Raw genomic sequence first — 19,495 nt, 5'->3', positions numbered from 1 at the left:
GGAGTGGCCGACTTCACCGACGAGGAGCTCGCCACCGCCCTGAAGGTGCTCGGTGAGGCGCAGCACCTCACCGAGGACGACGCGTCGTACGTCGCGCTGCGTCGTGCCTGCGGTCGGTTCTACAAGGACGTCAAGAAGCAGCGTCGCAAGGCGGCGCGGGACGCGACGGCCGCAGCCGATCGTGAGGTCGTGGAGCGGACCGCCACGGGCTCGGCGCAGCGCATCGACGACGAGACCGCCGGGATCGCCCTGACGTCCACGGCCCGCGGAGCGACCGCCGGGGTCCTGCAGGTGCCTCGCGGCTGCTACGTCTGCAAGCGCAAGTTCACGCTGGTCGACGCGTTCTACCACCAGCTCTGCCCGGAGTGCGCGGCCCTGAGCCACGCCAAGCGGGATGCGCGCACCGACCTCGCGGGGCGTCGGGCGCTGCTGACCGGCGGTCGCGCGAAGATCGGCATGTACATCGCGCTGCGGCTGCTGCGCGACGGCGCCGAGACCACGATCACGACCCGGTTCCCGCGCGACGCGGTGCGGCGGTTCGCCGGGCTGCCCGACAGCGCCGACTGGATGCACCGGCTCCGCGTGGTGGGCATCGACCTGCGTGACCCGGCACAGGTGGTCGGGCTGGCCGACGACCTCGCGTCCCGTGGTCACCTCGACATCCTCATCAACAACGCGGCGCAGACCGTCCGTCGCTCGCCGGGCGCGTACGGTCCTCTGGCCGAGGCGGAGGACGCCCCGCTCCCGCCCGGGCTGACCTACGAGACAGGCGGACCCGAGCTCGTCACGTTTGGCCACACGAGCGACCTGCACCCCGCCGCACTCGTCGGCTCGGTCGAGTCGCACCCCGTGCTGGCCGGCGACGCCTCGACGGCGGACGCGCTCACCGAGCGGACCCATCGTCTGGAGCAAGCGCTTACCGCGGGGTCGGCCGACCTCAGCCGGATCGACGCCGGGGGACTGGTGCCCGACGTCGTCGACACGAACAGCTGGGTGCAGACCGTCTCGGAGGTCGACGCGCTGGAGCTGCTCGAGGTCCAGCTGTGCAACCAGACGGCGCCGTTCCTGCTGATCAGCCGCCTGCGGCCTGCGCTCGCGGCCTCTCCCGCGCGGCGCACGTACGTCGTGAACGTCTCGGCGATGGAAGGACAGTTCTCCCGGCGGTACAAGGGACCCGGGCACCCCCACACGAACATGAGCAAGGCCGCGCTCAACATGCTCACGCGCACGAGCGCGGGCGAGATGCTGGAGTCCGACGGCATCCTCATGACCGCGGTCGACACGGGCTGGATCACCGACGAACGGCCGCACACCACGAAGGTCCGCCTGGCGGAGGAAGGCTTCAAGGCTCCCCTCGACCTGGTCGACGGTGCGGCGCGCGTGTACGACCCGATCGTGCGGGGCGAGGCGGGCGAGGACGTGCACGGCGTCTTCCTCAAGGACTACGACGTCTCACCCTGGTGAGCGTGGCCGGACGGTCCACTTGACCTAGGTCATGGACTTCGCCGGCTTTGGTCCCGGAAAGATCCGCGGAGCGGCGTCAGCGTCCTGGGGCGCCCTACTCTCCAAGAGCGGAGAGCAGGGGAGGGCCGCCATGTCGAGCAGGTCGAGGTTCGGTCGGGGCGTCGGACGCCTGGGTCGGATGGTCGTGGTCGTGGTCGCACCCGTCCTCGTGGCAGTGGCGCTGGTGGCTGGCCCCGCGGCGGCCGACGACTCCGGGGCAAACCTTGCGGGACGGCTCGTCCAGGCCGACGGCAGCGCCTGGGACGCCACGCCGTGGACGGTCACGGCCGTCCCCGACGACGGTGCCGGTGACCAGGTCGACACCGCTGTCGCGAGCGACGGCTCCTACCGACTGGCCGGCGTCCGTGACGGCCGCTACCGGATCCGCGCCGTCCCGGCCGAGGAGAGGTCGGGCATCCCCGCGATGTGGCTCGGCGGGACGCTGCGCGAGGACGAGGCCACGGTCGTGGACGTCCGTGCGGGTCGTGACCTCGACGGACTCGACGTCGTCCGGTTCGACGGCAGCAACCTCCCGCGCCGAGCCACCGCCACCTGGAGGCCCTACGTCAAGGGCACGCCGAAGGTGGGATGGACCCTCACGGCGGACCCGCAGGAGTGGACGGTCGAGGACGACTGGTTCGGTGGACCGATGCCGGTCACCGACGACCTGTTCACCTTCCAGTGGCTCGCCGACGGCAGGCCCGTCGCCGGGGCCACGGATCGCACCTTCGCGCCCACGGCGAGCCAGCTCGGGCGCTCGCTCTCGGTCCGCGTCGGGGTGGACCTGTCCAACACGACCACGTCGAACGACACGAGCGCGAGCACCGCGGTGGTCGTGCAGGGCCGCAACGCCCCGTGCTCGCGGGTCACCCTGACCGGCAAGGCCAAGGTCGGCCGCACCCTCGTCGCCAGTCGGTCGCGGTGCTGGGCCGCGCCGGGGACCAAGGTCACCCACGTCTGGTACGCCGACGGTCGTCGGGTGGCGACCTCGACCAGCCCTCGCCTGACGCTGCGCAAGAAGCTCCGCGGTGACCGGGTGAGCGTCCGCGTGGTCGCCACCGCCCCGGGCTACGCCAAGGCCACGGTGCGCACGACGACGCGCAAGGTCCGCTGACGCGGTGCCGCCCCCGGCCGGGGGTTCCGGGCCGTGGGTGGAAGAGGGCCCGGCGGGGGTTCCGGGCCGTGGGCGGAAGAGGGCCCGGCGGGGGTTCCGGGCCGTGGGCGGAAGAGGGACCAGTCCGGATGCTGGTACGTCGCGTCTCAGTACTTGACCACGCCCCGGGCGAGGGCGAGACTGGGACGGTGCACGCCATGCTGCTCGTAGTAGATGTCTGACGCGACGACCCGCCGTCTCGCGTCACCCTCCGTACGCCATCATTGGCCGGAGGGTTTTTTCATGCGAGGACACCGTCGGGTCGGCGTCACGAGCGACCGGCGGCAGCACGACCACCACCCGGAACACCCAGCCCAGAACACCCGAGAACCGTGGACCGAAGCGAGGAACGACCGATGACGGAACAGGTCACGAGGCCGAGCACCGAGACGCTGACGGGTGCGCAGAGCCTCGTCCGCTCCCTCGAGCACGCCGGCGTCGAGGTCATCTTCGGCATCCCCGGCGGTGCGATCCTGCCTGCCTACGACCCGCTGTTCGACTCGAGCATCCGGCACGTTCTGGTGCGTCACGAGCAGGGCGCCGGGCATGCCGCGCAGGGGTACGCCATGGTCACCGGCCGCGTCGGCGTCTGCATGGCGACCTCGGGCCCGGGTGCCACGAACCTCGTGACGGCCATCGCCGACGCCTACATGGACTCCGTGCCGGTCGTCGCGATCACCGGTCAGGTGTCGTCGAGCCTCATCGGCACCGACGGCTTCCAGGAGGCCGACATCCGCGGCATCACGATGCCGATCACCAAGCACAGCTACCTGGTCACCGACCCCGCCGAGATCCCGCGCGTGGTCGCCGAGGCCTTCCACATCGCGGGCACCGGACGTCCGGGGCCGGTGCTCGTCGACATCGCGAAGGACGCGCTGCAGGCCGCGACGACGTTCCACTGGCCGAACGAGCTCGCCCTGCCGGGCTACCGGCCCACGACCCGCCCGCACGGCAAGCAGGTGCGCGAGGCGGCACGGCTCATCGCGGCCGCCGAGCGGCCGGTGCTCTACGTCGGAGGCGGCGTCATCAAGGCCGACGCCGCGGCCGAGCTGGCCATGCTGGTCGAGCTGACGCAGATCCCCGTGGTCACCACGCTCATGGCGCGCGGCGCGTTCCCCGACTCCCACGAGCTGAACCTCGGCATGCCGGGCATGCACGGGACCGTGGCCGCGGTGGCAGCGCTGCAGAAGTCCGACCTGCTGATCTCGCTCGGCGCGCGCTTCGACGACCGGGTCACGGGCAACCTCGACACGTTCGCCCCCGGGGCCAAGGTCATCCACGCCGACATCGACCCGGCCGAGATCGGCAAGAACCGCGAGGTCGACGTGCCGATCGTCGGCGACTGCCGCGAGGTCATCGCCGACCTCGTGGTCACGTTGCGCAAGCAGGCCGAGGAGACCGGCGTGCAGGGGGAGTACGGACCCTGGCGCGAGCGGATGCTCTCGACCAAGGGCCGGTTCCCGGTCGGCTACGACAAGCCGTCCGAGGGGCTCGCGCCGCAGACCGTCATCGAGCGGATCAGCGCCATCGCCGGACCCGACGCCACCTACGCGGCCGGGGTCGGACAGCACCAGATGTGGTCGACGCACTTCATCGACTTCGAGCGCCCGCGCCAGTGGCTGAACTCCGGTGGCGCCGGCACCATGGGCTATGCCGTCCCGGCCGCGATGGGCGCCCAGGTCGGGCTGCCCGACTCGGTCGTCTGGGCGATCGACGGCGACGGCTGCTTCCAGATGACCAACCAGGAGCTCGCCACCTGCGCCATCGAGGGCATCCCGATCAAGGTCGCGGTCATCAACAACTCCTCGCTCGGCATGGTGCGCCAGTGGCAGACCCTGTTCTACGAGGGTCGCTACTCCAACACCGACCTCAACACCGGTCCGGAGTCCATCGGTGCGCGCCGCATCCCCGACTTCGTGAAGCTCGCGGAGGCCTACGGGTGCGTGGGCCTGCGCTGCGACAGCGAGGACCAGCTCGACACCGTCATCAAGGAGGCCATGGCGATCACCGACCGCCCCGTCGTCATCGACTTCGTGGTCGAGCGCGACGCCATGGTCTGGCCGATGGTCGCGGCCGGCACGAGCAACGACGACATCAAGATCGCGCGCGACATGGCGCCCGAGTGGGACGACGAGGACCTCTGATGACAACGCAGCACACGCTCAGCGTCCTGGTGGAGAACACCCCGGGCGTCCTGGCCCGCGTCTCGAGCCTGTTCATGCGGCGCGGGTTCAACATCGACTCGCTCGCGGTCGGGCCCACGGAGATCCCCGAGATCTCCCGCATGACGATCGTCGTCAACGTCGACGAGCTGCCTCTCGAGCAGGTCACCAAGCAGCTCAACAAGCTCGTGAACGTGCTGAAGATCGTCGAGCTGGACTCGGCGTCGGCGGTCGAGCGCGAGCTCATGCTCATCAAGGTGCGCACGGACGCGCAGACCCGTGGACAGGTGCTCGAGACCGTGCAGCTGTTCCGTGCCAAGGTCGTCGACGTGTCCACCGATGCCGTCACCATCGAGGCGACGGGCGACTCGGGCAAGCTGACGGCCATGCTCAACGTGCTCGAGCCGTTCGGCATCCGCGAGATCGCCCAGTCCGGTCGCGTCGCGATCGGACGCGGCGCACGGTCCATCACCGACCGCACGCTGCGGACGGTGCCGGGCCACCAGAGCGCCTGACCACCCCACGAACCCATCCACGACACGAGGAGATACCAGTGGCCGAGTTGTTCTACGACGACGACGCAGACCTCAGCATCATCCAGGGCAAGCAGGTTGCCGTCATCGGCTACGGCAGCCAGGGACACGCCCACGCCCTGAACCTGCGCGACTCCGGCGTCGACGTCCGCGTCGGCCTCGCCGAAGGCTCCAAGAGCCGCGACAAGGCCGAGGCCGAGGGCCTGCGCGTGCTCAGCGTCGCCGACGCCGTCGAGGAGGCCGACGTCATCGTCGTGCTGACCCCCGACCAGGTGCAGCGTCACGTGTACGCCGAGTCCATCGAGCCCAACCTCGTCGACGGCGACGCGCTCGTGTTCGGCCACGGCTTCAACATCCGGTACGGCTACATCAAGCCGCCCGCCGGTGTCGACGTGCTGCTGGTGGCGCCGAAGGCTCCCGGCCACACCGTGCGCCGCGAGTTCGTCGCCGGCCGCGGCATCCCGGACATCATCGCCGTCGAGCAGGACGCCAGCGGCCAGGGCTGGGACCTCGCCCTCTCGTACGCGAAGGCCATCGGCGGCGCCCGCGCCGGTGTCATCAAGACGACCTTCACCGAGGAGACCGAGACCGACCTCTTCGGCGAGCAGGCCGTGCTGTGCGGCGGCATGTCGCACCTCGTGCAGGCCGGGTTCGAGACCCTCACCGAGGCCGGCTACCAGCCGGAGATCGCCTACTTCGAGGTGCTGCACGAGCTCAAGCTCATCGTCGACCTCATGTGGGAGGGCGGCATCGCCAAGCAGCGCTGGAGCATCTCCGACACCGCTGAGTACGGCGACTACGTCTCCGGACCGCGTGTGGTCGACTCCTCGGTCAAGGAGCGCATGCAGGCCGTGCTCGCCGACATCCAGGACGGCACGTTCGCCAAGCGCTTCATCGACGACCAGGACGCCGGCGCCCCGGAGTTCCTCGCCCTGCGCGAGCAGGAGGCCGGTCACCCGATCGAGGCCACCGGCAAGGTGCTGCGCTCCCACTTCTCGTGGAAGCAGTCCGACGACGACTACGTCGAGGGTTCGGCAGCTCGCTGATCGCCCCACCTCGCAGCAGGAAGGCCCCCGTCCCTCGGACGGGGGCCTTCCTGCGTCAGGCGATGAGGTCGACCCTCGTGCCGGTCGGCTCGCAGCGTCGACCGGAGACGACGGCCGACCAGGCACGGGCGAGGCGCTGGACGGCCTCGACGCCCACGTGCTCGGCGGAGGTGCAGGGCAGCCGGAGCCGACGTTCGCCGGCGCTGGGAGCGCCGAGCGTGAACCGAGGACCGGGCGTGAGCAGCAGCCCCTCCTGCGCGGCCGCGGCGACGAGCCGGCTCGACGAGCGTGAGGGGAGACCGACCCAGAGGTTCGGCCCACCGGGCGGCACGGGCACGTCCCAGTCCGGGAGGTGGGCGGCCAGCGCCTCGACCATGGCGGCGCGCTGTCGGCGCAGTCGCACCACGGCCTCGTCGAACAGGTGCTGGTCGTGGCGGAGCACCTCGGCGGCCACGAGCTGGTCGAACGCGGCGGTGCCGAGGTCGTGGCGCATGCGCGACTGGAGCAGGGCTGTCACGTGACGGCGGGGCGCGCGGATCCAGCCGATCCGCAGCCCACCCCAGAGGACCTTCGACAGGGAGTCGACGACGATCGCGTCCGGGTCGTGCGCGGCGTACGACGCGGGCAGCCCCTCCCCGGCGAGGTCGAGCCGACGCATCGACTCGTCCACGACCGTGAGCACCTGGTGCCGGCGCAGCGTGTGGGCGAGCCGGAGTCGTGTCTCCACGGGCATGACGGCACCGGTGGGGTTGTGGAAGTCGGGGATCAGGTACGCGGCCTCCACGTGGGGTGCGGCCGCTGCGGCCGCGTCGGCGTCCCACGGGTCCTCGCCGATGGGCAGGGGAGTGGTGCGGTAGCCGAAGCCGGTCAGCGACTCGACGCCGTGCGGGTAGCTGGTGCCTTCCACGAGCAGACCGGCACCGGGTCGGCCGAACGTGCGACCGATCAGCGAGATCGCACCCTGTGCCCCGTTGGTGACGATGATCTGGTCCGGGTCCGTCGGCAGCCCTGCGGCGACGTACCCCTCGGCGATCACCTCGCGCAGCGCGGGCAGTCCGTCGGGCAGGTAGCCCGACGTCGTGAGGAGTGACGGGAGCTGCTCGGCGGCGGCGCCGAAGGCCCGGGTGAGGCCGGACGGGCCGGTGGGGGCGGAGAAGGTCAGGGCGATGGTGTCGGGGTCGTCGGGATCGACGATGAGGCTGCTGGCGGTGGTGGAGCTCGTCGGCACCCGGAGCACGCTGCCGCTTCCCTGGCGGGAGTGGAGCACGCCACGGCGACGCAGCTCGTCGTACGCGCGGGTCGTCGTGGTGCGACTCAGCCCCATGGCCTGGGCCAGCGAGCGCTCGCTGGGCAGCCGGGTGCCGTCGAGCAGGCGGCCGTCGACGACCAGCAGACGGATCGTGTCCGCGAGGTTGCGGTAGGCCGGTCCGTCGGGCAACGTCCCGATCATGGCGGCGAGCCGGAAGGCGGAGGTGCTGGGGTCCACACCACCAGCATGCGGGATGATTGGACCTGACCGAAAGGGCCACTTGACCTCGAGTGGCTGCGTCCATGATCCGCGAAGTGGCTCTGGTCGATCAGGCCACCTGCGGTCCAGGCTCGGCTCATGATCACCTTCTGGCTCCTCCTCGTCCTGGTGCCGTCGGCTCTTCTGGGGCTGGCGGTCGGCATGCGTGTCCTGGCCGGTGACGGGCTCGGCCTGCGACCGCCTCCGCTCGTCAGTGACGACCAGGAGAGGATGCGCTCATGGCCACGGTGAACCTCGCTCGCGCCCTTCGAGGGCGGCGGATGACGCGTCGCATGGTGCAGCTCGTGATCGGTCTGTGGCTCTACGGGGCCACCATGGCCCTGCTGGTGGAGTCCGGTCTCGGCCTCGACCCCTGGGACGTGTTCCACGAAGGGCTGACGCATCACCTGCCCCTCACGTTCGGCCAGGTGGTGATCCTGGTGGGTGCGGTGCTGCTGCTCCTGTGGGTCCCGCTGCGTCAGCGCCCCGGCATCGGCACGGTGCTCAACGTGGTGCTGATCGGCATCGCCGTCGACGTCACGCTCGCCCTGCTCCCGACGCCCGACACGCTCGGCGTCCAGGTCGGCTTCCTCCTCGTCGGCGTGGTGGGCAACGGGATCGCCGGGGCCCTCTACATCGGGGCGGACCTCGGGACCGGGCCGCGCGACGGACTCTGGACCGGGATCGTGCGGCGCACCGGTCGCAGCGTGCGGCTCGTGCGGACCAGCCTCGAGGTCACGGTGCTCGTGGTCGGGTTCGTCCTCGGGGGCACCGTGGGCGTCGGCACCGTGCTCTACGCGCTCGCGATCGGTCCCGTGGTGCAGCTGTTCCTGCCGCTCACGCAGGTGCGCCGGCCCGAGCGGCCCGGCGCCTCGGCGCCTGGTCCGGAACCGGTCAACGACGTGTCGCGATGACGAGGGACGCGCCCTCGTCGATGAGCAGCTCGACCGCGGCGAACCGGTCGTCGGTCAGCCACTGCTCGCGCACCACGTCGACCTGACCGTCGACGATCGGTGGCCAGTGGACCGATGGCACGAAGTCGTCGAGCACCACGATGCCGCCGGGCTGCATCAGGTCGGCCAGCACGTCGATCTGCTCCATGACCTCGCGCACGTCGACGAACAGCAACGAGAACGGGGCGTACTGCTCGAGCGTCGACCAGTCGCCCGCGACGATCTCGACGTTGTCGACGTCGGCGAAGATCTTCTGGACGTCGCCCGCGAGGGAGGGATCGAGCTCGGCGCTCACGATCCTGGCGGCCTTGGGTGCGCCGCTGGACAGCCAGGCCGAGCCGACGCCGGTGCCGGTGCCCAGCTCGGCGAGCGTGCCCTCGCGAGACGCGGCGAGCGCCGCCAGGAGTCGGCCCGTCTCGTGGCGGGTCGACGTGATGAACCCCCGCTGACGGGCGAGGTCGAGCGACCGCGCCACGAGGTCGGGGATCTGCGAAGGAGCGCTCACCTCGCCAGTCTGGCACCCGTGCGCGCGGCGCCGACCTCCGCCGTCTCATCGGGCGAGACACGCAGGACAACCTGCCCTGCGGTCGACGTGGCTGGCCGTATCCTGGTCCCATCATGCGGAAGCAGCTCGTAGTCATCGCTTGCCGCGGCAGGGCCTCGTAGGGCCCACCCTGCCGCGGAGTTTGGCGTTTGGCCCGACTGTTCCGCCGCAGGCTTGAATCGCCTCGCACGGGGATCACGACCTGGTTCCCTCTCCTGATCCATCCGATCACCCTCGGATGTCGTCGCCCGTGGAGCAGTCGGACCGGTGCCGGACCCGCCCATCGTCTCGATGGAACCCGTCCGTCCGATCCAGCACGACCTCAGGAGAGACCATGAACAGCTACCCGATCGAGTGGGGACCTGCCCACCTGCGCGACGACGCCGTGACCCCTGCCGCCGAGCCGTCCGAGCGTCCCGACGACAACTGATGACGGCTCCGCGACGTCCATCCTCTGGGACCGCGGTTTCAGATCATGAGACGCGACTTCTAGGATGAGGCCATGACGCGCTCCTACTCGCTCGCCGTCGTCCCCGGCGACGGCATCGGTCCCGAAGTCACCACCCAGGCCCTCACGGTGCTGCGCGCCGTGGCGGCCCAGCACGACCTGTCGTTCGACACGGTCGAGTACGACCTGGGTGCGCGCCGATACCACGCCACCGGGGAGACCCTCCCGGACGCGGTGCTGGAGGAGATCCGCGGCCACGACGCGATCCTGCTCGGCGCCGTGGGCGATCCGAGCGTCCCGTCGGGCGTGCTCGAGCGAGGACTGCTGCTGCGGCTGCGCTTCGAGCTCGACCACTACGTCAACCTGCGGCCCAGCACGCTGTACCCCGGCGTTCCCACGCCGCTCGGACCCCAGGTCACCGACCGCGGGCCCATCGACTTCGTGGTCGTGCGCGAGGGGACCGAGGGGCCGTACGTCGGCAACGGCGGGGCCATCCGCGTGGGCACGCCGCACGAGCTGGCGACCGAGGTGAGCGTGAACACCGCCTTCGGCGTGGAGCGCGTCGTGCGAGACGCGTTCGCCCGAGCGCAGGCGCGTCCGCGCAAGAAGCTCACGCTCGTGCACAAGAACAACGTGCTCGTGCACGCCGGTCACCTCTGGAGCCGCACCGTCGACGCGGTGGGCCGGGAGTTCCCGGAGGTGAGTGTCGACTACCTGCACGTCGACGCCGCCACGATCTTCCTCGTGACCGACCCGGGGCGCTTCGACGTGATCGTCACCGACAACCTGTTCGGCGACATCCTCACCGACCTCGCAGCCGCGGTCACCGGTGGCATCGGCCTGGCGGCGAGCGGCAACGTGAACCCCGACCGCACGGCTCCGAGCATGTTCGAGCCGGTGCACGGGTCCGCACCCGACATCGCGGGTCAGTCCAAGGCCGACCCGACGGCGGCCATCCTGTCGGGCGCGCTGCTGCTCGAGCACCTCGGCCACCCCGAGGCCGCCCACCAGGTCAGCCAGGCCGTCGAGGCCGACATCGCTGCTCGTGGGGCGGGTGCCCACGACGCCGCCCCGCGCAGCACCGAGGAGGTGGGGGAGGCCATCGCCGCGCGCGCCAGCGCGGCAGCGGCCGAGGGCGTAGCGGTGGGCTGACCCCCACCGCGAGCCCCGTCGGGGACCCCACGGGGGCCCCGAGGGGCCGTGCCCCCTCGACCCCGGAAGGACTACCGTGTCCAGCATGACCACCGCACCGTTCGCCAGCACCCTCGAGCTCAACCAGGCTGCCCGGACGGACGCCGAACGGGAGGCGATCCTCGCCTCGCCGGGCTTCGGCAACCACTTCACCGACCACATGTTCCTCACCGAGTGGACGCCCGAGGCCGGTTGGCACGACGCGCGCGTCGTGCCCTACGGTCCGTTGCAGCTCGACCCCGCGACCGCGGTCCTGCACTACGCGCAGGAGATCTTCGAGGGGCTCAAGGCCTACGCGTGGGCCGACGGGTCGATCCGGGTGTTCCGCCCCGAGCAGAACGCGGCGCGGCTCCAGCGCTCGGCGCAGCGACTCGCGCTGCCCCAGCTGCCAGAGGACTGGTTCCTCGGCTCCATCGGCGCGCTGGTCGAGGCCGACCGCAGCTGGGTGCCCCAGGGTGGCGAGACGAGCCTGTACCTGCGTCCGTTCATGTTCGCCTCCGAGGTCTTCCTCGGGGTGCGTCCGAGCCAGCACGTCACCTACTGCGTCATCGCCTCACCGGCCGGTGCGTACTTCCCCGGCGGCGTCGAGCCGGTCTCCATCTGGCTGTCCTCGGAGTACTCGCGTGCCGGTGCGGGCGGCACGGGCGCGGCCAAGTGCGGCGGCAACTACGCCGCGAGCCTGCTCCCGCAGCAGGAGGCCACCGCGCACGGTTGCCAGCAGGTCGCCTTCCTGGACTCGGTCGAGCACCGCTGGGTCGAGGAGCTCGGAGGGATGAACCTGTACTTCGTCCAGTCCGACGGGTCGATCGTCACCCCCGAGCTCTCGGGCTCGATCCTCGAGGGCATCACCCGCGACTCGATCCTCCAGATCGCCCGCGACCTCGGCCACGAGGTCGTCGAGCGTCGGGTGAGCATCGAGGAGTGGCGCGAGGGCACCGCCGACGGCACCATCACCGAGGTCTTCGCCTGCGGCACCGCTGCCGTCGTCACGCCCGTGGGCGTGCTCAAGTGGGACGGCGGCGAGGCGGTGGCCGGCGACGGCGGGGCCGGCAAGGTCACCCTGGACATCCGCTCCGCCCTCGTCGACGTGCAGTACGGCCGCGCCGAGGACCGGCACAACTGGATGCGCCCGGTCACAGACTGAACCGCGCACGACACGACCCCGGGTGCTGGCGCGCCCGGGGTCGTTCTGGTCAGATGGGTGTGACCACGGTCACCTGCGGCGATCCCGCGACGTGACCCACGAGAACCAGCGGCGGACCCCACCCTCGGCCCGTCCCTGCGACGGAAGGACGACATGACGCTCTCGACCAGCCGGGCTGCGGAGCAGCCGGCGGCACCGGACCGCACCACGCGACGCGAGCACGACCTCATCGGCGACCGCGACGTCCCCGTCGACGCCTACTGGGGCGTCCACACGCTGCGCGCCACCGAGAACTTCCCCATCACCGGCATCCCGATCGGCCAGAGCCCGTTCCTGATCGAGGCGCTCGCGGCGGTCAAGCAGGCCGCCGCGACCACCAACCACCAGCTCGGGCTGCTCGACGACGAGCGCTTCCGTGCCGTCGAGCAGGCGTGCGAGGAGATCAGGGCCGGGGAGCTGCACGACCAGTTCGTCGTCGACGTCATGCAAGGTGGCGCGGGCACGTCCACGAACATGAACGCCAACGAGGTCATCGCCAACCGTGCGCTCGAGATCCTGGGCCACACCAAGGGTGACTACGCCCGGGTCCACCCCAACGAGCACGTCAACCTGAGCCAGTCCACCAACGACGTGTACCCGACGGCCGTCAAGATCGCGATCATCCTGGCGACCCACTCCCTGCTCGACGCGATGCTCGTGCTGCAGGCGTCGTTCGCCGCGAAGGCCGAGGAGTTCCGCGGTGTGCTGAAGATGGGCCGCACCCAGCTGCAGGACGCGGTCCCGATGACGCTCGGCCAGGAGTTCTCCACCTACGCGGTGATGCTCGGCGAGGACCACAGCCGCCTCACCGAGGCGGTGGCGATGCTGCACGAGATCAACCTCGGTGCGACGGCGATCGGCACCCAGCTCAACGCGCCGGTCGGCTACGTGCCCATCGCCTGCGAGCACCTGGCGCGCATGACCGGGCTGCCGCTCGTGAGCGCCGTCGACCTCATCGAGGCCACGCAGGACTGCGGCGCGTTCGTCCAGCTGTCGGGCGTGCTCAAGCGCATCGCGGTGAAGATCAGCAAGATCTGCAACGACCTGCGTCTGCTCTCGTCGGGTCCGCGAGCGGGTCTCAACGAGATCAACCTGCCGGCGGTGCAGGCCGGCTCGAGCATCATGCCCGGCAAGGTGAACCCGGTGATCCCCGAGGTGGTCAACCAGGTGGCGTTCCAGGTCATCGGCATGGACGTCACGGTCACGATGGCGGCCGAGGGTGGTCAGCTGCAGCTCAACGCCTTCGAGCCGGTCATCTGCTACTCGCTCTCGTCGGGCATCTACCGCATGCGCGAGGCCATGCTGGTGCTCGCGCGTCGCTGCGTCGACGGGATCACCGCCAACGAGGAGCTGCTGCGCCAGGAGGTCGAGAACTCGATCGGCCTCGTCACCGCCCTCAACCCGTTCATCGGGTACGCCGCGGCCACCGAGGTCGCGATGGAGGCGCTGGCGACCGGACGCGGCGTGGCCGAGCTGGTGCTGGAGAAGAAGCTGCTCCCGCCGGAGCAGCTGCACGCGATCCTGCAGCCCGAGGTGCTCGCCAACCTGACGCCTCGCGCCTGACCGACCGTCCTGCGGCTGCGCTGCGTGCAGCCGTGTTGGGCTAGGTGCTGCGCTGCCTGGTTTCGTCTCGACGTGCTGGTGCGCTGCTTCGGCTCGCGCCGGGGTCGGCCCCCGAAAGTGCCTCGACCGAACGGCTGGGCGGGCGCTGGTCCGGCGTCTCGGGGTCCGGTCTGGTGCTGCGGGTGACGCACGATTCTTCCTTTGCGCGTGATCGGCGCAGGATTCTTCGTTCGTGCGTGCCATCGGTGGATCCTCCACCGCAGACGGCCCGCAGACGTTGAGGATCCACCGATGACGACGGCGCAGGGTCAAGGATTCTTCCTTCTCGTGGACCGGTCCACGGGAAGGGAGAATCCCTGCCAGCCCGCGCGGCCAGGCGGCCACGATGCTGCGTTCACGTGCGCAGGCCCGAACGATGCTGCGTTCACGACCGGATCCCGACACGAACGCAGAAGCGTTCGCCTCCCAGCGCGCGAACGCAGCATCCTGCGTCCCCCACACGCGAACGCAGGATCGTGCGTCCCCCACGCGTGAACGCAGATTCCTGCGTCCGACCAGCACCCGCCACAGCCCGAGAACCCGGACCGCGTCCCGCGCCAGCCGCCCGGTCGAGGCCCTCTCGGAGACCGATCGGGGCGCGAGCCGAGGCAGCGCAGCAGCGAGCCGAAGCCCCGGCGGGCGACGCAGCAGCACGTCGAAGCCCCCGCAGACGGCGCAGCAGCGAGCCGAAGCCCCCGCGAGCAGCGCAGCAGCGAGCCGAGGCCCTCGCAGGCGACGCAGCGGGCGATCGACCTACACGAACAACGTCGTCGCGGGGTCCTCGAGCAGCTCGACGCCCAGGACGTGGTCGTCGGGGACGTAGTCGATGGAGATCCGGATGCCCCGGTCGCGTGGGGTCACGTCCGCCTGCGGGTCGCCCAGGCCGAACGCGATGTCGCTCAGCGTGATCGTGGCCTCTCCAACGGGGTCCTGAGCCGGCCACTCCGCGATCAGCCGGTGCACGAGCCCGGCGAGCACTGCGCTCGACATGGCCCGGTCGATGCGGCGCTCCGCGCCGCGTCCGTCGGGCACGGTGCCGCGCACGCGGACCTCGGGCAGGCCGAACTGGGCCAGTCCGTCGGTCACCAGATCACCGTCGAGCAGGGCCGCGTGGTCCAGCACGTACCACTGGGCCGCGTGCGCGAGGGAGACCTGCTCGCTCGTCAGCTCCACCACGCGCGGTGTCAGCAGCTCCACCACCACACCGTCGTGCCGGGCGGCCATCTCGAGGGCCTGGATGCGCGCGTCGCGCGCTGCGGCGGCGGCGGTCTCGACCGGTGCCTGGCTCTGCAGCACGACCTGGTGGGGGCACCGCTCGAGGCGGGCGAGGCCGACCTGCGAGGTCCCGTGCGCGCGCAGGAGCGCCGCGTTCGGGAGGGGCAGGTGGTCCTCGTGCTCGAGGGGCTCCGGCGTCATCACCGCATACATCCACTCGCACGTGGTGGGCACCGGCACGGGTCGAGAGGTCATAGCCGTCCATCCTAGGTCGGGCGCCGACTAGACTGGCGCGCGTGATCAGCGACGAGTTCCACGTCTACGACACCACGATGCGCGACGGTGCCCAGCAGGAGGGTCTCAACCTCTCCGTGCAGGACAAGATGCACGTGGCGCGCCACCTCGACGACCTCGGGGTGGGGTTCATCGAGGGCGGTTGGCCGGGCTCGAACCCGAAGGACACGGAGTTCTTCGCGCTGGCCGCGAAGGAGCTCGAGCTGCAGAACGCCACGCTCGCCGCGTTCGGCGCCACACGCCGTGCCGGCGTGGCCGCCGCCGACGACCCGCTCGTCGCCGCTCTCCGGGACTCGGGAGCCTCCGTGGTCACGCTCGTGGCCAAGAGCCACGACCGGCACGTCGAGCTGGCCCTGCGCACCACCCTCGAGGAGAACCTCGCCATGGTGCGCGACACCGTGGCCCACCTGCGCGCCGAGGGGCAGCGGGTCTTCGTCGACTGCGAGCACTTCTTCGACGGGTACGCGGCGAACCGCGACTACGCGCTGCAGGTCGTCGCCGAGGCGGCGGGCGCCGGCGCCGACGTGGTGGTGCTCTGCGACACGAACGGCGGCATGCTTCCCCACCAGGTGGAGGAGGTCGTGGCCGACGCGCTCGGGGTCGGGGCGCGTCTGGGCATCCATGCGCACAACGACACGGGCTGCGCCGTGGCCAACTCGATGGCGGCCGTGCGGGCCGGTGCCACGCACCTGCAGGGCTGCATCAACGGCTACGGCGAGCGCACCGGCAACGCCGACCTCGTCACGTCCGTGGCCAACCTCGAGCTGAAGCTCGGCATGAGCGTGCTGCCCGAGGGCGCGCTCGCCGACGCCACGCGCATCGCCCATGCCGTCGCGGAGATCACCAACTACCCGCCGTCGGCGCGTCAGCCCTACACCGGGGTCTCGTCGTTCGCGCACAAGGCGGGCCTGCACGCCAGCGCCATCCGGGTCGACCCCGACCTGTACCAGCACGTCGACCCGGCGCTGGTCGGCAACGACATGCGCCTCCTGGTCTCGGAGATGGCCGGCCGGGCCACCATCGAGCTCAAGGGTCGCGAGCTCGGCTACGACGTGGCTGCCGACGCCGGCCGGCTCGCCCGGGTGACCGACCGGGTCAAGGCGATGGAGCAGCAGGGCTACACGTTCGAGGCCGCCGATGCGTCCTTCGAGCTGCTCCTCGCCGAGGAGATGGAGGGCGGCCGCCCTTCCTACTTCGACGTCGAGTCCTGGCGCGTGCTGGCCGAGTCGGCCCGGGGCACGGAGGCGACCGTCAAGCTCCGCGCGGCCGGACAGCGGCTGGCCGTCATCGGTGAGGGCAACGGCCCGGTGAACGCCCTCGACCACGCCCTGCGCCAGGCCATCGAGCAGCTCTACCCCGACGTCGCGCGGTTCCACCTCATCGACTTCCGGGTGCGCATCCTCGACCAGGGCCACGGGACCGACGCCGTCACACGGGTGCTCATCGAGACGTCCGACGGTCAGGACTCCTGGGTCACGGTGGGCGTGGGAGCCAACATGATCGAGGCCTCGTGGGAGGCCATGGTCGACGCCCTCACGTACGGGCTGCGCCGCCACGGTGTCCCGGTCGGCAGTGCCTGAGGAGCGAGCGGCGTGACCCGGGGCCGCCTCCTCGCGCTGGTCCTCGCGCCGACGCTCGTCCTCGGGCTGGTGATCGGTGGGTTCGTCGTGGTCGACGCCCGCGCCCGTCAGGCGGACGTGGAGCGGGCCGACGACGTCGCCCAGAAGTACGCCGGCGAGGCGGCCGGCTTCCGTGCGGCGCTCGTGAAGGACCTGGAGGCCGTGGACGCTGCCGATCCGACCGACGTCGCCGAGGTGATCGAGGCACGCGGTGACGACCTGCCGGAGCTGGCGTCGGCACCCGAGCGCGGCGAGTCGGGGTCGAGCGCCTACGCCGCAGCGCGCCAGGACGTGGTGACCCTGCGCGAGTCGTGGCAACGGCTGGGCGACGTGGTCGACGTCTCCGTCGACGCCCGGTCCTTCGTGCTGGCCGCGAACCGTGCCCTCGACCTGAACCCGGCCGAGCTCGCGCCGCCGACCGTCGTCACGAGCGGCGATCCGCTGCGGACGCAGCTGCTGCCGCCGATGCGCTCGGCCCTCGCCACGTTCGAGTCCACGGACGCGCCGGAGGCCGCCACGCCCGCTCGCGACGCCGTGCGCGCCGCCTTGCAGCACGTGGTCACCGAGGCCGAACGGCTCGCCGCCCGCCTCGACGCCGGGCAGGGTGGGAGCTTCCAGTACGCCGAGCAGTACACCGCGGCGCGCGCGGCCGTTCGCCAGTACGCCGACGGCGTGCGCGCCGACCTGCGTGAGGCGCTCGACGCCGTCGTGGCCGACTCCACGGTCGTGGGCTGAGCGTCACGCACCCGGCGCGCGGCGCATCGGGACGTGGTCGATCCCGGCCTCGAGGAAGTTCTCGCCGCACCGTTCGAAGCCGAAGCCGGCGTACCAGTCGTGCAGGTACGCCTGGGCGCCGAGCCGGATCTCGGCGTCGCCCCACCGGTCGAGCACCTCGCGCAGGAGCCGGCTCGACAGGCCCTGCCCGCGGCTGTCGGAGCGGGTGGCCACGCGGCCGACCTTGCGCACGCCCGCGTCGGTGACGTAGGTCCGCAGGTAGCTGGTGGGTCCGGCCTCGTCGGCGTACCAGAGGTGGGTGCAAGTCGGGAGCAGGTCGATGCCGTCGACGTCGGGCTCGTCGCACTGCTGCTCCACCGCGAAGACGGCGTCGCGGATCTTCCAGATCGCGTAGACCTCCGCGGCGGTCAGGGCGTCACCGGCGCGGATGATGGGGAGGTCGGCCACCCGATGAGCCTAGTACCGGCGAGGACCGTCGATCCGCGACGGTGGTGGCTTCGACGGCGGGGGTGGCGGCTCCTAGTCCGGGGCGTCGAGCGCGGGGTGGGCGAGGAGCCGGTCGACGTGGTCGAGGAGGGTCCGGCGCAGTGGCTCGGCTCGGTCGGCGAACGCCCGTTGACGCCGCACGTACTCCGCCTTCCCCTCGGGGGTCTCGATCGCGATCGGCTCCAGCCCGAAGGCGCTCACGTCGTAGGGAGAGGCCTGCATGTCGACCGCGCGGATCTCGAGGGCCAGCTCGAAGGCGTCGAGCACCACCGTCGACTCCACGAACGGCAGCAGTCGGAAGGCGATGCGGTACAGGTCCATGTTGGCGTGGAGGCAGCCCGGCTGCTCCTGGTCGAGCTGGTGCTCGCGACCGAGGTGCTGGGCGTTCAGCGGCGCAGCCTGCGGCGTGAAGAAGCGGAAGGCGTCGACGTGGGTGCACCCGAGGGGGTGGGACTCCACGACCGCGTCGGTCCCGGAGCGTCCGAGGCGCAGCGGGAGGTCGTGGCGCGGTTGCTCGGCGCGGTAGACCATGGCCCACTCGTGGAGCCCGAAGCAGCCCCACCGGGCCGGCCGGTCGAGGGTGGCCGCCAGCAGGGCGCGGGTCCAGCGCAGGCCGGCCGCGCGCGACGTCAGGCGCTGCGCGTCCACGGTCGTCACCCCCTCGTGGGTGACGTAGGCGCCGAGGGCGGCGTGCGTCGGGGCGTGGAGGAGTCCGGTGCCGAGTCCGGGGTGCCAGCGCTCGAGCTGGCCGGGGGAGAGGTTGTAGTACTCGAACAGGAAGTCCACCACGGGGTGCGGCTCACGCCGTTCGCGTCGCAGCAGGTGCGGCGCGGTCCAACGACGAGCTCGGTCGCGATGGGCCAGTGCGAGGGTCTTCCACCGCTCCGGAGGCAGCGTCGTGGCAGGGAGCGTCGTGCTGGGGAGCGTGGTCACCGGGAGCAGTCGGCGCAGGTGCCGAAGATCTCCAGCGTGTGCTCGACGTCGGTGAAGCCGTTCTCCGACGCCACCTTGGTGGCCCACGACTCGACCGCGGGGCCGGCCACCTCGACGGCGCGACCGCACGAGCGGCAGACCAGGTGGTGGTGGTGGTCGCCGGCCTCGCAGCGGCGGTAGAGCACCTCGCCGTCGTTCCCACGCAGGGCGTCGACCTGCTCGGCGTCGACCAGAGCCTGCAGGTTGCGGTACACGGTGGACAGACCGACCTTCTCGCCGCGCTGGCCCAGCTCGCCGTGGATCTGCTGGGCGCTGGCGAAGCCCTCCAGCTCGTCGAGCACCGCGCTGACGGCGCGGCGCTGCCTGGTGTTGCGTACGTCGACCATGG

General features: G+C 71.3%; 17 protein-coding genes. 11 read left to right on the top strand and 6 right to left on the bottom strand.

Features of this window, described 5'->3' with window-relative positions; all coding sequences use genetic code 11:
* Positions 1–3 precede the first annotated feature (3 nt).
* The 5 genes from NBW76_RS12740 (at position 4) to ilvC (ending at position 6,397) form a co-directional block, all read left to right on the top strand.
* The gene (locus tag NBW76_RS12740; protein WP_056554062.1) at positions 4–1,464 is read left to right on the top strand and encodes an SDR family NAD(P)-dependent oxidoreductase; all 1,461 of its coding nucleotides are present in this window, start codon (positions 4–6) and stop codon (positions 1,462–1,464) included.
* Positions 1,465–1,654: 190 nt separating this feature from the next.
* Positions 1,655–2,617 carry a hypothetical protein gene (locus NBW76_RS12735; RefSeq protein WP_156364756.1) on the top strand — a complete coding sequence of 321 codons (963 nt, stop codon included), beginning with the start codon at positions 1,655–1,657 and terminating at the stop codon, positions 2,615–2,617.
* A gap of 395 nt (positions 2,618–3,012) precedes the next feature.
* A complete protein-coding gene (locus NBW76_RS12730) occupies positions 3,013–4,800 on the top strand; it encodes an acetolactate synthase large subunit (protein ID WP_055967176.1) in 1,788 nt (595 codons plus the stop codon).
* Entirely contained in the window at positions 4,800–5,333 is a 534-nt protein-coding gene (ilvN, locus tag NBW76_RS12725) for an acetolactate synthase small subunit (protein WP_055967178.1), read from the top strand. Before NBW76_RS12730 ends, ilvN begins: the two co-directional genes overlap by 1 nt.
* Before the next feature lie 38 nt (positions 5,334–5,371).
* On the top strand, positions 5,372–6,397 hold the full coding sequence (ilvC, locus tag NBW76_RS12720; protein ID WP_055967181.1) for a ketol-acid reductoisomerase: 1,026 nt from the start codon (positions 5,372–5,374) through the stop codon (positions 6,395–6,397).
* A gap of 55 nt (positions 6,398–6,452) precedes the next feature.
* On the opposite strand, the gene NBW76_RS12715 is transcribed toward ilvC, so the two are convergent.
* Positions 6,453–7,883, bottom strand: coding sequence for a PLP-dependent aminotransferase family protein (locus tag NBW76_RS12715; protein ID WP_055967184.1), 1,431 nt, complete (start codon positions 7,881–7,883; stop codon positions 6,453–6,455).
* A 260-nt stretch (positions 7,884–8,143) separates the two neighbouring features.
* On the opposite strand from NBW76_RS12715, the gene NBW76_RS12710 reads away from it, so the two are divergent.
* The gene (locus tag NBW76_RS12710) at positions 8,144–8,818 is read left to right on the top strand and encodes a YitT family protein (RefSeq protein ID WP_056554068.1); all 675 of its coding nucleotides are present in this window, start codon (positions 8,144–8,146) and stop codon (positions 8,816–8,818) included.
* On the opposite strand, the gene NBW76_RS12705 is transcribed toward NBW76_RS12710, so the two are convergent.
* A complete protein-coding gene (locus NBW76_RS12705; protein ID WP_055967188.1) occupies positions 8,799–9,362 on the bottom strand; it encodes an O-methyltransferase in 564 nt (187 codons plus the stop codon). The genes NBW76_RS12710 and NBW76_RS12705 overlap by 20 nt on opposite strands.
* A 541-nt stretch (positions 9,363–9,903) precedes the next feature.
* Between NBW76_RS12705 and NBW76_RS12700 the strand changes: the two genes are divergently transcribed.
* The 3 genes from NBW76_RS12700 to NBW76_RS12690 all read left to right on the top strand — a co-directional run bounded on the left by NBW76_RS12700 (position 9,904) and on the right by NBW76_RS12690 (position 13,786).
* Positions 9,904–11,001 carry a 3-isopropylmalate dehydrogenase gene (locus tag NBW76_RS12700; protein WP_055967191.1) on the top strand — a complete coding sequence of 366 codons (1,098 nt, stop codon included), beginning with the start codon at positions 9,904–9,906 and terminating at the stop codon, positions 10,999–11,001.
* Between the two features lie 85 nt (positions 11,002–11,086).
* A complete protein-coding gene (locus tag NBW76_RS12695) occupies positions 11,087–12,184 on the top strand; it encodes a branched-chain amino acid aminotransferase (RefSeq protein WP_055967192.1) in 1,098 nt (365 codons plus the stop codon).
* A gap of 153 nt (positions 12,185–12,337) precedes the next feature.
* Positions 12,338–13,786, top strand: coding sequence for an aspartate ammonia-lyase (locus tag NBW76_RS12690; RefSeq protein ID WP_056554071.1), 1,449 nt, complete (start codon positions 12,338–12,340; stop codon positions 13,784–13,786).
* Positions 13,787–14,578: 792 nt separating this feature from the next.
* On the opposite strand, the gene NBW76_RS12685 is transcribed toward NBW76_RS12690, so the two are convergent.
* The gene (locus NBW76_RS12685) at positions 14,579–15,295 is read right to left on the bottom strand and encodes a hypothetical protein (protein ID WP_156364757.1); all 717 of its coding nucleotides are present in this window, start codon (positions 15,293–15,295) and stop codon (positions 14,579–14,581) included.
* Positions 15,296–15,336: 41 nt separating this feature from the next.
* Here NBW76_RS12685 and cimA point away from each other — a divergent pair, with 41 nt between their 5' ends.
* Positions 15,337–16,914 carry a citramalate synthase gene (gene cimA / locus NBW76_RS12680; RefSeq protein WP_156364758.1) on the top strand — a complete coding sequence of 526 codons (1,578 nt, stop codon included), beginning with the start codon at positions 15,337–15,339 and terminating at the stop codon, positions 16,912–16,914.
* Positions 16,915–16,926: 12 nt separating this feature from the next.
* Complete coding sequence (locus NBW76_RS12675) at positions 16,927–17,688, top strand: hypothetical protein (RefSeq protein WP_055967201.1); 762 nt, start codon at positions 16,927–16,929, stop codon at positions 17,686–17,688.
* A gap of 3 nt (positions 17,689–17,691) precedes the next feature.
* Here NBW76_RS12675 and NBW76_RS12670 read toward each other — a convergent pair whose 3' ends face one another.
* From NBW76_RS12670 to NBW76_RS12660, 3 genes are all read right to left on the bottom strand, one after another.
* Positions 17,692–18,135 (bottom strand): GNAT family N-acetyltransferase, encoded by a 444-nt coding sequence (locus NBW76_RS12670; protein ID WP_055967205.1) that lies wholly within the window; start codon positions 18,133–18,135, stop codon positions 17,692–17,694.
* 72 nt (positions 18,136–18,207) lie between these two features.
* Entirely contained in the window at positions 18,208–19,107 is a 900-nt protein-coding gene (locus NBW76_RS12665) for a hypothetical protein (RefSeq protein ID WP_056554077.1), read from the bottom strand.
* Positions 19,104–19,493, bottom strand: coding sequence for a Fur family transcriptional regulator (locus tag NBW76_RS12660; RefSeq protein WP_055967211.1), 390 nt, complete (start codon positions 19,491–19,493; stop codon positions 19,104–19,106). The genes NBW76_RS12665 and NBW76_RS12660 overlap by 4 nt, the downstream gene beginning before the upstream one ends.
* Positions 19,494–19,495: the final 2 nt, after the last annotated feature.

The organism is Aeromicrobium sp. Leaf245 (assembly GCF_942548115.1).
In the GTDB taxonomy this organism is placed as follows: Bacteria; Actinomycetota; Actinomycetes; order Propionibacteriales; family Nocardioidaceae; genus Aeromicrobium.
The sequence above is the reverse complement of the archived record's forward strand: the minus strand, read 5'-3'. Positions and strand labels throughout refer to the sequence as shown.

Coding starts and splice junctions, on each gene's coding strand:
- NBW76_RS12730 (WP_055967176.1), top strand. CDS start 3,013: ATGACGGAACAGGTCACGAGGCCGAGCACCGAGACGCTGACGGGTGCG.
- ilvN (WP_055967178.1), top strand. CDS start 4,800: ATGACAACGCAGCACACGCTCAGCGTCCTGGTGGAGAACACCCCGGGC.
- NBW76_RS12710 (WP_056554068.1), top strand. CDS start 8,144: ATGGCCACGGTGAACCTCGCTCGCGCCCTTCGAGGGCGGCGGATGACG.
- NBW76_RS12700 (WP_055967191.1), top strand. CDS start 9,904: ATGACGCGCTCCTACTCGCTCGCCGTCGTCCCCGGCGACGGCATCGGT.
- NBW76_RS12695 (WP_055967192.1), top strand. CDS start 11,087: ATGACCACCGCACCGTTCGCCAGCACCCTCGAGCTCAACCAGGCTGCC.
- NBW76_RS12690 (WP_056554071.1), top strand. CDS start 12,338: ATGACGCTCTCGACCAGCCGGGCTGCGGAGCAGCCGGCGGCACCGGAC.
- NBW76_RS12685 (WP_156364757.1), bottom strand. CDS start 15,295: ATGACCTCTCGACCCGTGCCGGTGCCCACCACGTGCGAGTGGATGTAT.
- NBW76_RS12660 (WP_055967211.1), bottom strand. CDS start 19,493: ATGGTCGACGTACGCAACACCAGGCAGCGCCGCGCCGTCAGCGCGGTG.